The organism is Sphingomonas sp. PAMC 26621 (genome assembly GCF_000251145.1).
Classification (GTDB): domain Bacteria; phylum Pseudomonadota; class Alphaproteobacteria; order Sphingomonadales; family Sphingomonadaceae; genus Sphingomonas.
Map to the genome: position 1 here is coordinate 1 of NZ_AIDW01000039.1, position 13,269 is coordinate 13,269.

General features: G+C 60.8%; 12 protein-coding genes. 6 read left to right on the top strand and 6 right to left on the bottom strand.

Annotation, left to right across the window (positions count from 1 at the left end):
- Positions 1–109: 109 nt before the first annotated feature.
- Entirely contained in the window at positions 110–592 is a 483-nt protein-coding gene (locus tag RI03_RS18795) for a hypothetical protein (RefSeq protein WP_010219200.1), read from the bottom strand.
- 795 nt (positions 593–1,387) lie between these two features.
- Complete coding sequence (locus tag RI03_RS22380) at positions 1,388–1,981, bottom strand: TetR/AcrR family transcriptional regulator (protein WP_010219201.1); 594 nt, start codon at positions 1,979–1,981, stop codon at positions 1,388–1,390.
- Positions 1,982–2,131: 150 nt separating this feature from the next.
- On the opposite strand from RI03_RS22380, the gene RI03_RS18805 reads away from it, so the two are divergent.
- From RI03_RS18805 to RI03_RS18815, 3 genes are all read left to right on the top strand, one after another.
- Complete coding sequence (locus tag RI03_RS18805; RefSeq protein WP_010219202.1) at positions 2,132–4,150, top strand: hybrid sensor histidine kinase/response regulator; 2,019 nt, start codon at positions 2,132–2,134, stop codon at positions 4,148–4,150.
- Positions 4,151–4,270: 120 nt separating this feature from the next.
- The gene (locus tag RI03_RS18810; RefSeq protein ID WP_037515640.1) at positions 4,271–4,621 is read left to right on the top strand and encodes a response regulator; all 351 of its coding nucleotides are present in this window, start codon (positions 4,271–4,273) and stop codon (positions 4,619–4,621) included.
- 85 nt (positions 4,622–4,706) lie between these two features.
- Positions 4,707–5,888: a histidine kinase dimerization/phosphoacceptor domain -containing protein gene (locus RI03_RS18815; protein ID WP_081504271.1), complete on the top strand. Its 1,182-nt coding sequence runs from the start codon at positions 4,707–4,709 to the stop codon at positions 5,886–5,888.
- Between the two features lie 914 nt (positions 5,889–6,802).
- Here the strand turns inward: RI03_RS18815 and RI03_RS18830 are convergent.
- The 4 genes from RI03_RS18830 to copM form a co-directional block, all read right to left on the bottom strand.
- Positions 6,803–7,888 carry a sulfite oxidase gene (locus RI03_RS18830; protein WP_026046869.1) on the bottom strand — a complete coding sequence of 362 codons (1,086 nt, stop codon included), beginning with the start codon at positions 7,886–7,888 and terminating at the stop codon, positions 6,803–6,805.
- Between the two features lie 65 nt (positions 7,889–7,953).
- Positions 7,954–8,961 carry a YncE family protein gene (locus tag RI03_RS18835; protein WP_238542451.1) on the bottom strand — a complete coding sequence of 336 codons (1,008 nt, stop codon included), beginning with the start codon at positions 8,959–8,961 and terminating at the stop codon, positions 7,954–7,956.
- On the bottom strand, positions 8,868–9,347 hold the full coding sequence (locus RI03_RS24805) for a YncE family protein (protein ID WP_238542452.1): 480 nt from the start codon (positions 9,345–9,347) through the stop codon (positions 8,868–8,870). Before RI03_RS24805 ends, RI03_RS18835 begins: the two co-directional genes overlap by 94 nt.
- A complete protein-coding gene (copM, locus tag RI03_RS18840) occupies positions 9,347–9,730 on the bottom strand; it encodes a CopM family metallochaperone (protein WP_238542453.1) in 384 nt (127 codons plus the stop codon). Before copM ends, RI03_RS24805 begins: the two co-directional genes overlap by 1 nt.
- A 175-nt stretch (positions 9,731–9,905) precedes the next feature.
- Here copM and RI03_RS18845 point away from each other — a divergent pair, with 175 nt between their 5' ends.
- From RI03_RS18845 to RI03_RS18855, 3 genes are all read left to right on the top strand, one after another.
- Positions 9,906–10,778 carry a LysR family transcriptional regulator gene (locus RI03_RS18845; protein ID WP_010219208.1) on the top strand — a complete coding sequence of 291 codons (873 nt, stop codon included), beginning with the start codon at positions 9,906–9,908 and terminating at the stop codon, positions 10,776–10,778.
- The gene (locus RI03_RS18850; protein ID WP_010219210.1) at positions 10,775–11,926 is read left to right on the top strand and encodes a TDT family transporter; all 1,152 of its coding nucleotides are present in this window, start codon (positions 10,775–10,777) and stop codon (positions 11,924–11,926) included. Before RI03_RS18845 ends, RI03_RS18850 begins: the two co-directional genes overlap by 4 nt.
- Positions 11,927–12,027: 101 nt before the next feature.
- Positions 12,028–13,266 carry a molybdopterin-dependent oxidoreductase gene (locus RI03_RS18855; protein WP_010219212.1) on the top strand — a complete coding sequence of 413 codons (1,239 nt, stop codon included), beginning with the start codon at positions 12,028–12,030 and terminating at the stop codon, positions 13,264–13,266.
- Positions 13,267–13,269: the final 3 nt, after the last annotated feature.

Here is a 13,269-nt window from a genome sequence, read left to right on the forward strand (position 1 = left end):
CTCTTGGGAAAATACGGCTCGAGCCGCGCCATCTGCTCGTCGGTCAGCCAGTACAGGTCGCTCATCCTCGGTCTCCTCACGGAGCCTGAATCAGATCGAGCCGCTCAGATCAATGGGTCCTGACCCTAAGCTGAATTTCCTCGCCAACCATCGGATGATGAGCACTGAGGCGCGCGATCTTCCGCGCGGTGATCATGTCGATGGCCTTCTCCTGCGGAACGGGCGCGTGTAAATCGAAAAGGCTGACCCCGCGCTGTAGATCGATCAGGGTGACGTCGCGCCAATCGGGGTCGAGTTGGGCAATGTCTCGCGAACGGGACTGCGCTTCCCGCCAGTTACCCTCTTGAATGGAGCGGATCGTTGCTAGAATCCGCATCTCTTGAACAACTAGCTTGAGTCTTGAGGCGACCTCGTTCGCTACATTTTGTGATCGTGTCAGCGTCGCACGTTCCGTTGCGCGTCGGGCGTCCCGGTAGTCCGCACTTACGGTAACAAGGATGTATATCGACAACGGCAGCAGCAGAGCGCCGGCGATCGCCAACACCATGCGCAGGCCCAGCCAATGGGTCCGATCGATTCCCTTAATCACCATTCGACTTACGCCTATCACCGGCAAAGGATTGCTTCTATCCTCTCTGACGAACGCATCATCAACCGCGATCCGAAATTTGATCCTTGCAACTTCACATTGTTGGCAGGGGTAGGCTTAGGCGTCGCCTATGCGGTAATCCGTTCATCAAATCTTTGATGCGTGTCGATCAATGTGCACGAACTGTTGCTGACGCGACGTAAGCGGGGTTTACCCTCGCGCCTGCTTTTGCTGCCGCCGCTCTCGCTATATCTCCACCCGTGTAAATTCGCCAATGGCGTCCGTCACGTCCTGCGGCCGGTCGCCGGACGCGAGGAGCTTGACAGCCATTTCCCGATTGGGCGGCGTCAGGTTAGCGTGCACCCGCCGCCCCCGCTTACTTTATTGACGGGCCGTTAGCACTGCCTGGTGCGTTCCCCGCTCGATTTCTGTTCCATCTCTGCAACCGCGCCAACAATAACGTGACGTCTTGCGACTGTTTAACAACGACGTTTACGTCCTCATACACCGCGCTACGAACCTACTTGCTTATAGCGTTGATTTTTAGAATGTCTGATCGAAATATTACTGAATTGTAGAGCGGCATGATAGCGCTACCCGTTGATTGTCGGACTGGGTAGTTGTGAACCCGCAAATTCAAGATTGAATTAAGTGCCGATTTGCACCGATCATTTACTCTTAAAAAGCAACACCCTTACGTATCTTCCAGCGGTTGTGATGAAAACAGACTGGATGCCGTTTCAATGCTTATTCGAAGCTACCGTGTGAAAATCTTACGTCATCTGCGTAAACGGACTTTCACGCGAGTGCCAGCTTCATTGCGGATCGAGCCGCGAGATCGGCGCCCGCATGTGCTGACATGCTTCGGGAGAGTGGCCCAGCCTCTAGTAGCGAAACCAGTCCGTGGAGCAGACTCCAGACGGTCAAGGCGCGCTCATGCAGTTCAGCCTCACCGGCAATCGTATCCAGACGGCCTAACGCAGCTTTCAGTCTATCGAAACAGATCATCGCGTCCGGTTCAATCAGGTCAATGTTATCCTCTCGGGCCACTTCTGGGAGGAAAAGCAGATTGTAGAGCTTGGGTGACGTTCGCGCGAACCGTAGGTAGGAGTCGACGAGCGCACGTAGGCATTGCGCGGGATCACTGCCTGCGGAGCAAGACTTCTCCAGCTCGGCGTGGAGCGCTTCAAATCCGCGTTTTGCGAGGGACGCGAGCAGTGCATTCTTGTCACGAAAGTGATGGTAGGGCGCGCCCGGACTGACATTCGCGATGCGGGCGAGCTGACGGAAGGAAAGCGCGGCAACTCCCTCTGTCTCGACGGTCGCAAGGGCCGCTTCGAGCAAGGCGCTGCGCAAGTCGCCATGATGATAGTTTTTCTCAACAGCTGCCATCGGTCCTCCTCGGATTGACATCGAACTATATACCGATCAGATAACAACTAAGCAGTGCTTAGTTGGAGTTGATCAATGCGCCCCCGGGCACCCGTCTCGCAAGTTTTGAGCTCTACTGCCGACGCGGAAGTGACAACAGGTTGGCCGGAAATGGTAGCAGAGTTGCAGAGCGAAGTCGCGGAGCTTCGGTGGAGCAATGCGCATCACCGCGCCGTGGTCGATAGCGCGATAGACTACGCTATCGTCGCTACAGACCCGGAGGGACGTGTCACTCACTGGAATGAGGGTGCGCGGCGCGTTTTGGGCTGGAACCGGGAGGAGATGCTCGGCGAGTCTCTGCATCGCTTCTTTACTGAAAAAGATGTGGCGAATGGTCAGGTCGAGAAGGAGATGCGAGAAGCGCTGGCGACCGGACACGGCAAGGACGAGCGTTGGCACCGGCGCAAAGACGGGGAGCAGTTCTGGGCCAGTGGCGAGCTCACCGTGCTGCGAGATAATTCGGCCTGTGCGATCGGCTATGTGAAGGTTTTGCGTGATCGCACGGAACAGCGTTACGCTGATGAGGAGCGCGCCCGTCTCGAGGACCAGTTGCGGCGGCTCAACGAGAAACTGGCGACCGACGTGTCCCGGCGGACCGCGGAGCGTAACCAGCTTTGGGAAGCGTCCCCGGACCTGCTGGTCATGCTCGACTTCGAAGGTGTTTTCCGCGAGGTCAATCCGGCGTGGACCGCGCTACTCGGCTATTTGCCGGACGAGCTAGTAGGTCAGCAGGTTGATAGCCTTGTCCATCCTGATGACGTGCTGCTGACGGAGCGGGCACTCCGCGACGCCTCGACTGGACCTTTACCCGTCTTCGAGAACCGCTACCGGCATAAGGACGGGTCGTATCGTCAGATATCCTGGGTGTCGGCGCCCGATCAGGACCTTGGGATGATCTATGCAACGGGGCGGGATATGAGCGCCGCCCGGGAGGCGCAGCTGGCGCTTCATCACGCGGAGGATCAGCTGCGACAGTCACAAAAGGTGGAGGCGGTCGGGCAGCTTACCGGTGGCGTGGCGCACGACTTCAACAATCTGCTGACGGTTATCCGTGGCACGGTGGATCTGCTGCGACGATCCGACCTGACGGAGGAGAAGCGCACGCGCTACATTGACGCAATCGCCGACACGGCCGATCGTGCCGCAAAGCTCACCAGCCAGCTCTTGGCATTCGCCCGGCGGCAGACGCTCAAACCAATGGTCTTCGACGTCCGCAACAACATCGTCAATCTGAAGGAGATGCTCGCGACGCTGACTGGGGCCCGGATCGCGATTAAGTTGGAAGCTCCGGAGGAGCCCTGTCTGGTCAATGCCGATCCGGGCCAGCTGGACACGGCCATCGTCAACATGGCGATCAACGCGCGGGATGCCATGAACGGCGAGGGCCGGCTTAGCATCGCGGTAACGTGCGTGAGCATGATTCCTGCGGTGCGTGCCCACGATGCCGTCAGTGGAGACTTCGTGGCGGTCTCTATCACCGACACTGGAACGGGAGTTCCGCCCGAGCAGATCGACCACATCTTCGAGCCGTTCTACACCACTAAGGGCGTCGGTCAGGGAACCGGCCTCGGCCTTAGTCAGGTGTTTGGTTTCACCAAGCAGTCTGGTGGCGAGATCGCGGTCGCGAGCCGGGCGGGGGAAGGCACGACGTTTACCCTATATCTGCCCAGATCGGCGGACACTGGCAATAAGGACGTGCTCGAGCATACTTATGGCTCGGCGCCCCGACACGACGCCTGCGTTCTGATTGTCGAGGACAACGAGGAGGTCGGCAGCTTTGCCACTGAGGCTCTACGCGAGCTTGGATATCGCACGCATCTGGCCGCAGACGCGCGCCAGGCGATCGAGGCTCTTGCGGACTCGGGTGGTGCGTATGATGTCGTGTTCTCGGATGTCGTCATGCCCGGCATGTCCGGCATCGAACTGGGTCAGGAACTGCGCCGCATTTATCCCCACCTTCCGGTAGTCCTTACCAGCGGATACAGTAGCGTGCTCGCAACATCGGGAACGCACGGATTTGAGTTGCTGCAGAAGCCCTACTCGATCGACGAGCTCGCACGCGCTCTCGGAAAGGCAACCGCCCGGGGCGAGGTCGCCGGTGCTGACTATGTGTCTAGCCGCCATGGCTGAAAGCGAATAGCGCTATGAGCGCAACCATGTTCGTCCGAGACCGTTAATCCTAATCGCCTGCTACGCATTTGAGCTCGGGCGATTGAGAGACATTGTGCTCCCGCTCGGAGGAGAATCACGGTGCATGCTCTTATAATTGAAGACGAAGCACTCATCGCTATGACAATCGAGGGAGTCCTGACTTCCTATGGTTTCACCTCGTTCGACATTGCGTGGTCGGAAGAGGAAGCCGTCAGAGTAGCCGCGCTTCGACGTCCTGCTCTGATCACTGCCGACGGTCAGTTGCGCCCCGGAAGTGGAATCGACGCCGTCAACGTGATATGCAGCCGTGGCGCTATCCCGGTGATTTTCATCACGGCTACGCCGACGGAGGTGAAAAAGCGGATGCCCGATTATCCGCTTATCGTGAAGCCGTTCAGCAACGAGGCAGTTCTTTCTGCGGTACGGTTGGCAATGAGCAATCTTCAATAGGCGAGGTTCTGTTCAAAAGTGCGCATCTATCCGGTCTAGGGCTTTCGCTCCGCGAGCCTCCGGTTTTAAAAAAAAGGGGTAAGCTATGGCTACCCGGCCCCCAGTTGATATCAACGATCCAGCATTGAGCCTGACAATGGCGGTCATCGGTTCGTCGCCGACGCCTCTTCTTTTGCTTGATGCCGAATTGCGCGTCGCGGGAGCGAGCGAGTCTTTCTGCGAAGCTTTTCAAATCGTTTCAGCCACCGCGCTGGGATCGTCGTTGTTTGATCTAGGTGCCGGAGAATGGGACCTTCCCAAGCTTCGCGCTTTTTTAAGCGGCATTGCTGACGGCACTCCTCAAGCCAGTGCCTTCGAGGCGGAGCTTGAGCGGCCCGAGGTCGAGGCTCGCTACCTCTGTGTTCACGCCCGGCTCCTTGCCTACGAGGATCTCAGCCAGCCGCGCTTACTGGTCGCGGTTGCCGATGTCACAGATGCACGCGCGAATGAACGCGCGAAGGAGGACGTCATCGATAAACTGAGCGTCCTTCTTCGAGAAGTGCGTCATCGCGTTGCTAACAGCCTCCAAATCGTTGCCGCGGTCTTGTTGCAAAATGCCGGGCGAACCAAATCCGCAGAGGCTAGAGCCAGCCTTACAGCCGCTCACAATCGCGTAATGTCGGTGGCAACGATCGAGCGACAGCTTTCGACTTCCGAGGACGCTGATCAAGCCGTCGATCTGGAAATCTATTTTACTTCTCTCTGCGACAGCATGGCCACTGCAATGATTGGTGACCGACAAAGGATTGCGCTGGTAGTCACCGGTAGTGGCTCGGTTCCGTCTCGCGTTTCGGTCAGTCTCGGCCTTATTGTCACCGAGTTGGTCACCAACGCCCTTAAATATGCTTTTCCAAATGGCCGAGAGGGTCAAATCGAGATCGGATATCAAGCCCATGGCCCGAACTGGTCGCTGACCGTAAACGACGATGGGGTCGGTATGCCGTCTGACCCTTCTGTAATCCGGACGGGTCTTGGCACGAACATAGTTAAGGCTTTGGCCAGGCAGCTTCAGGCTACGGTCAATACCGGGCCAGGGATGCCCGGAACTGTCATCTCGATCGAGCATCGCCAAATCGTTTTGGTGAAAGGTTCGTCGGACACAGATGGACAGCGAAAAAAACTGATGATCGTCGAAGACGAGGCCCTCGTTGCCATTACTCTCCGCGATGAGCTGGAAGGTGCCGGCTATCAAGTTATGGACCTCACCGATCGATACGCAGAGGCGTAGCCGTTGCCCGTGAGAGCTCGCCGGATCTTGCACTCGTCAATATCCAGCTAAGCGGCCGGGACGATGGCATTGAGCTGGCAAAGCAGCTGAAATTGCTCGGCATCCCAGTTCTGCTCATCAGCGGTCAGGTCAGTCGGGCACACTCTGCCCAAACCGTGGCAGTTGGATCTATGCCCAAGCCCTACAGCGCACTCGAAATGGCCCAGGCTGTGGCCTACCTGCTGGCGCATCTTGCGGGAGATGAATCGCTCGTTCGGCCTAAAGGCCTGGAAGTGTTTAACGAAAGTCAGGACGATTTGGCACCCGCGGCTTGAAGAATTGGTGACGGGTGCCTGTCCGCATTGGGTCGTATTTCGGCACTGATCATTAACTGAACAGCCTACCGGTAATGGATGCGCGCGATCAGGTTCGGAACGATCGTGATGTGCGCGGAGTGGCTGGCGACCTTTGTATCGGGTAAGGTCAGATTTCGATGTGATGGTTCCCATAAGCGGCCCGTCGCAAAACCACCGAACCCAGAAATTCGTGCTTACTGCGCGGCGAGGCACCGACGACAAATAGCGCGATCAGAACGCCGCCAGAAAGCGTGAGCGTTTACAGATGGGGAAAGCGGAAAACCGGACCGATTGCACCTACCCTAAGGGCGTTCCCGAGGCGGCCACATCCGAGCGTTTGCAGTTGGAGACCGACGCTGCGAGCGTCTGCTTCTATTCGATTTCGCCGTTCGCGCCCGCCGACTTAAGCGACCGCTTTGTCCCCAATTCCCGCCGGTCGGGCTGGTGACACACCGCGCGCCCGGTTCGCGACATTCAGTTCTAAAGTTTCTGACCAGGAGACCCTTCAAACGTATTCAGCCTCGCAGAGTGGAATTTTCATCTCTGGGAGAACAGGCGGCGCCTTGCGGGAAGGTCGCGTTAGACGACGGCTACGACTACCCTATGCCACGCGGTCGACAGATAGCCGGCGAAATTCCAAATTGTGTCGGGCCGTTCGGGCTGCATCTGTCCAGTTCCGTCGACGGCCCGGACGACAAGAACGTTCGGGCCGGGCGCAAGGTCAACGACGGCATGCCACTGTGACCAACTCCACGGTGTCTCAGAGGAGGCATCAATATCTGCCTGAGTCCAATCGATCCCGCCATTTGTCGATATCTCGACACGCGAGATCGTGCGGCCGGCTGCGATCGCATAGCCTTTGACCACACAACGACCGGCATCGAGCCGAGCGCCATCGGCCGGCTGGCAGATTGCCGCATTCACGGGCATTTCCTCGATAGTCATTCCCTCGTTCCAGTCGGCATCGTCCTTCGCGACGTCGGCAGGAAACAGCTTGTAGTCCTTTGCCTGGATTGGGGCGTCAGAGGGGCGATCCCGCACTTCAATTCGCGTCAGCCATTTGGGACTGCGTACGCCGGCATAGCCAGGGACGACGAGCCGCAGCGGGGCGCCATGCTCGGGCAAGAGGGGCTCGCCGTTCATGGCCCAAGCGAGCAGCACGTCCGGGCTGGTCGCTTTAACGAGCGAGATCGACGCGCCGAATTGCGCCTTTTCGCCATCGACGTCGACCTCGTCGGCACCGGTCGTTGCAACGAATGTCGCACCTTTGCTGACGCCCGCGGCAGCGAGGACGTCGGCGAGCGACACACCGGTCCATTCGGCATTGCCAATCGCACCGAGGTCCCACGGATCACCTGAGGTTTTTGCCACATCCTGAAGATGCGCGCGCCGATTTCCTGCGCATTGCATCGTTGCAACGACGGTTCGCACTGGCAATTCCGCCTGCAACTCCGCCACGCTGAACGATCCGGGGCGATCCACCATACCGTCGATCACGATACGGTGATCTTCCGACAGCTGCGGGGTCGGCCCGTGACTGCGGATGTAGAAGTGTTCCTGTGGTGTCAGGAACGAGGCGACCAATCTTTCCGGTCTCGATTCCGCATTCAGCGGATCGGGACAGCGTACGATGAGGTTCTGTTCGGCGCGAGCGAGTGCGGTCATGATCTACTCCGTTCGCCCCTCAACGCGCCGTTGCGGGAAACGATACGGGAAGCAGCGCGGTGCAGTTACTTTTGGACCTGTACCGCTCCGCCGACCGCCATCGGGTCGCCTGGCGCGATGACGAGATAGCGGCGCATGTCGCCTTTCGCCTCGCTCACTACCTGGCGCAGCGGGCCGACCGCGTTGACGATCGCGCTACCCGCCGGGTTAGTCATGAACTTTGCCAGCGGCTGGATCGGGCCGCCGCCATCGGCGCGGTTCGACAGGCCCAGGACATAGGGCGTTTTCGGGCTCAGCCCCGCCACCGCGGCTTGCAGGATCTGCACTTGCCCCTGATCGAACAGCGTCACCTGGCTCTGCCCGGTGCCCTGCAGAGTCAGCTGCGCCTTCAGGCCGGCTTGGGCGAGCGGCACGAGGTTCATCTTGCCGTTGCCGCTCGGCACCGCGCCCGGTACATAAGCAACGCCCTGAGGTCCTTGGCCAATCGAAATCGTGGCGATGACAGCGTTGGTCAGCGTGTCGATCGCGGCGACCGCATCAGCATTCTCCAGCCCGACATAGATACGCGTCCCGTCGCCCGACGGCCACAGTCCGTGCGGGAGCGCACCGACCGGGATCGCCGCGACCTGCTGGAAGGTATCGGTCCGGAACACCTTGACGATGTTCTCGGTGCCGACCGTCACATAGGCGAACTGCCCATGGGTATTGCGGACGATGTTGACGTGGTTGGTGATCGGGCCGGTATCGATCGTCTTGAGCACAGCGAAGGGAGGCTTTGCATCAAACACCATCGTCTTGCCGACATCCTTGAGCGTCAGCCAGACCTGCTTGCCGTCCGGGGTCGCGGCGATGTCGGGGCAGAATGGGCTGTCCTGCTTCACGCGGCCGACGATTGTCTTGCTGGCGGTGTCGATGACGACCGTCTCGGGGGAGAAGCTCGAGCACACGTACCCGTATTTCCCGCTCGGCGAGAAGATCGTCATGCCCGGACCATTGGGCACGGCAATGCGCGTCGTTGGCTCGAACGTCTTGCCGTCGAGCACCTGAATATAGTCCTCGCCGCGGATCGCCACCCAGACTTCACGGCCATCGGGGCGGAAGAACGCCTCGTGTGCTTCACGGCGTTGGTCGCAGTATCGATGAAGGTCACCGAGTTCGAACCGATCGAGATGACCGCTAGCGTCTTGCGATCGGGCGAGAAACCCATGCCATGGACGAGCAACTGCCCCTTGTAGAGCGGGCTCAGATTGGCAGGCGTCTGGTCGCCGAGCTTGATGACGCCGAGCAGCGCGTTGGTCGACGGATCGATCACCGACACCGTGTTGGAGAACTGGTCCGAGGTGTAGAATCGGTCCTGCGCGCTGATGGCGATATCGGGCGTGGCATTGGGGACCTGCTGCGCGGCGGCCGGGGCTGCTAGCGAGAGGGCGGCGAGGACGCTCAGCGACGATCGCTTCATCAATGGTCTCCGTGGATATGCTGCTGGATTCGGGCCGGAGCCGGATCGTTTCGTGAGGGTAACGCCGCGCTGTCGGATAGGATGCCCTGCATCACCGCGATTTCCTGGCGCTGTTCGACGATGATACCTTGGGCGAGGCGGCGCAGTCGCTCGTCCTTGCCATAGCGTAGCTCGATCTCGGCCATGTCGATCGCGCCCTGATGGTGAGGAATCATCATCTTCGCAAAATCGCGATCGGGATCGCCGGAATAGCCGGTCATCATCGCGCCGTGCATGCGCGCCATCGCCATATCCATCGCCGCTGCAAAGCCGTCGGTTTGCGCAAACGCTGCGGTCGAAACCGCGAGCGCCGCCGCTACGAAGATGGCCGGCTTGATCGTCACGCTGTTCTCCCGTTTCGCCCATCCCTGCACGCTGGAATCGTCGCCGTCCAACGCATCGCGACGATGGTCGAGGCACCGATTCCTGATCAATCGCAGAATCAGATTAGATCGACAGTAACAATGCGTTGGTCTGATCGATGAGGCTGACCTATCTCCTTTTGCAAGGAGACAGGCAGTGACGCTCGAACAACTTCGCATCTTCGTCGCCGTGGCCGAACGCGAGCATATGACGCGCGCGGCCGAGGCGGTGAACGTCACCCAGTCCGCAGCAAGTGCCGCAATCGCCGCGCTGGAGGCGCGCCACGGCGTACCGTTGTTCAACCGGGTCGGTCGCGGGATCGAACTGACCGAAGCGGGCCGCATGTTTCTCGACGAGGCGCGCGCCGTGCTCGGCCGCGCCGCACACGCCGAGCTGGCGCTCGCCGAATATGGCGGGTTGAAGCGCGGGACTCTGCGGCTGGTCGCAAGCCAGACGATCGCGAGCTATTGGCTGCCGCTCCGGCTGGCGACGTTCCACGCCCGTTTCCCTGAGATCGCGGTAGACCTTGCCATCGACAATAGCGAAGGCGCCGCCGCGCGCGTCCGGGATGGTGCGGCCGAGCTCGGCTTTGTCGAGGGGGCGGTCGACGAACCGGCGCTGGCGCAATGGACGGTCGCCCACGACCGGATGCTGCTGGTCGGCGGAGCACCGGTCCCCCACATTGACGACGATTGGCTGCGCGCCGCACAGTGGATCGTGCGCGAGCATGGATCCGGGACACGCTCGACCTTCGAGGAGACGCTGCGCCGACGCGGTATCGATCCCGCGGCGCTCGGCATCGTGATGACGATGCCATCGAACGAAGCGGTACGGACTGCGGTGGAAGCCGGCGCCGGCGTCGCCGTGCTGTCGGCGCTGGTCGTCGCACGGGCGGTCGCGGCCGGAGACCTCCAAGCGTTGCCGCTCGACCTGCCCGAGCGACCATTCCACGCGTTACGCCACAAGGAACGTTATCGCACGCGCGCGGCGGACGCGCTCACCGACCTTATTAAGGAGACTGGCAAGTGACCGCCGACCTGAAACCCATGCTCGACGGTTTGAAGCCGCTCAGCCGGCTCGATCACCCGCGCGAGATGATCCGGCAGCTCACCCCGAACTGGTTCGCCGCGACGATGGGCACCGGCATCCTCGCGCTGGCCCTGCCGCAGGTGCCCGGCATCGGCGCATCGCTTCATCCGGTTGGCGAGGCGTTGTGGTATTTCAATATTGCACTCTTCACGCTGTTCGCCGGGCTCTACGCCGCGCGTTGGATCCTGTTTGGCCACGAGGCGCGACGCATCTTCGGACACAATACCGTGTCCATGTTCATCGGCACAATCCCGATGGGCCTTGCGACGATCATCAACGGCTTTTTAGCGTTTGGCCTGCCGCGCTTCGGCGTAGGCGTGATCCCGATCGCGGAAACCCTGTGGTGGATCGACGTCGCGATGTCGCTCGCCTGCGGCGTGGCGATTCCCTACCTAATGTTCACGCGCCACGAACATACGCTCGATGGGATGACGGCGGTGTGGCTGCTACCGGTGGTCGCCGCCGAAGTGGCGGGCGCCAGCGGCGGTCTGCTGGCGCCGCATCTGGCGAGTGCGCACGCGCAGTTCGTCGTGCTGACGACCTCCTACGTGCTGTGGGCCTATTCGGACCCAGTGGCGTTCGGCATCCTCGCGATCCTGATCCTGCGCATGGCGCTCCACAAGCTGCCGCACGAGAGCATGGCGGCGTCGAGCTGGCTCGCGCTCGGGCCAATCGGGACCGGCGCGCTGGGCATGCTGGTGCTTGGCAGCGATGCGCCTGCCATCCTGGCTGCCAATGGCCTCGGCGACATCGGTCTCGTCGCGCAAGGGATCGGCACGATCGCGGGGTTGCTGCTGTGGGGCTTCGGCCTGTGGTGGCTGGCGCTCGCGACGCTGATCACGATCCGTTACTGGCGTGCAGGCGTGCCGTTCAATCTCGGCTGGTGGGGCTATACCTTTCCGCTGGGCGTCTACACGGTCGCGACCTTCAAGCTGGGCACGACGCTGCACCTCGGCTTCTTCGGCATTTTCGGCACCGTTCTGACGATCGCGCTGGCGTCAATGTGGCTGCTGGTGGGCGCGAAAACGGTCGCGGGCGGCTGGCGCGGCAATCTGTTCGTATCGCCGTGTATCGCCACGCCCAATTGATCATAGGTCCGGATCGAACGGATCGATCCGATCAACCCTGGCCGGGCAGACCCGGGACGCGACCTCCGCCATAAGCGTATCGATTTTACAGGAGACCGCCGGTGAACGGCTTCGAAAAGACCTTGGCCCAGCCGACGAGCCGCAGACGCTTTCTGGCCGAAGCCGCGATCGGCAGCGGTGCGCTCGTCGCGGCGCCTACGCTGGCGCAAAGCATGGTGGATCTGCACTTGCCCGGCGGCCCCTCCTCGCGCCCGATGACGAGTGCGTTTCCGGGCAAGGGAAACATGATCCTGCAGCGCATCCATCCGCCGCTGCTTGAGACGCCGATGACCGTGTTCAACGGCGATGTGTTCACGCCGAACGACCAGTTCTTTGTCCGCTGGCACTGGGCCGACATTCCAACCGCAATCGATGTCGAGGCATTCCGCATTAAGGTACACGGCGCGGTCACGCGTCCTTTATCGATCTCGCTCGCACAGCTTCTCCGGTTGCCGCGCGTCGAACTGGCCGCGGTCAATCAATGCTCGGGCAATTCGCGCGCCTTGTTCCAGCCGCCGGTAGCGGGCGCGCAGTGGCGCCACGGCGCGATGGGGAATGCGAAGTGGCTCGGCGTACGTTTGCGCGATGTCCTCGATATCGCCGGCGTCAAGCCGGGCGCAACTGCGGTTCGGTTCGGCGCACTTGACCAGCCAGTAGTTGCGGGCGGACCCGACTTAGCGAAGTCGCTCAGCGTCGACCATGCGCGCGACGGTGAAGTCATGCTCGCCTTTGGGATGAACGGCTCTCAGATGCCGCTGCTCAATGGCTTTCCGGTCCGGTTGATCGTCCCCGGCTGGTATTCGACCTATTGGGTCAAGATGCTGAACGAGATCGAAGTACTGAGCGCGCCGGACGACGGCTATTGGATGGCCAAGGCTTACAAGATCCCCGCGACACCCGACGCCAACGTTGCCCCCGGCGCGAAGGATTTCCCGACAGTGCCGATCAATAAGATGATCCCGCGCAGCTGGGTCACCAGCCTCGACGAGGGGCAGCTGATCGCGTTCGAGCAGTCGATCCCCCTCGGCGGCATCGCGATGGGTGGCGACTGCGGTGTCGCCAAGGTCGATGTATCGACCGACAATGGCCGGACCTGGTACAAGACGACGCTCGGCCCCGATCACGGCAAATATAGCTTCCGCCGCTGGGATGCGCAGGTGCCGCTGGCCCATGCCGGCCCGACCAAGCTGATGTCGCGATGCTGGAACACCGCAGGCGTCGCCCAGCCGATGACGCCGATCTGGAACCCGGGCGGGTTTATGCGTGGCAACATCGAAACAACCAACATCGTCGTCGGCTGAGGA

Coding starts and splice junctions, on each gene's coding strand:
- RI03_RS18795 (WP_010219200.1), bottom strand. CDS start 592: ATGGTGATTAAGGGAATCGATCGGACCCATTGGCTGGGCCTGCGCATG.
- RI03_RS22380 (WP_010219201.1), bottom strand. CDS start 1,981: ATGGCAGCTGTTGAGAAAAACTATCATCATGGCGACTTGCGCAGCGCC.
- RI03_RS18805 (WP_010219202.1), top strand. CDS start 2,132: ATGGTAGCAGAGTTGCAGAGCGAAGTCGCGGAGCTTCGGTGGAGCAAT.
- RI03_RS18815 (WP_081504271.1), top strand. CDS start 4,707: ATGGCTACCCGGCCCCCAGTTGATATCAACGATCCAGCATTGAGCCTG.
- RI03_RS18830 (WP_026046869.1), bottom strand. CDS start 7,888: ATGACCGCACTCGCTCGCGCCGAACAGAACCTCATCGTACGCTGTCCC.
- RI03_RS24805 (WP_238542452.1), bottom strand. CDS start 9,347: ATGAAGCGATCGTCGCTGAGCGTCCTCGCCGCCCTCTCGCTAGCAGCC.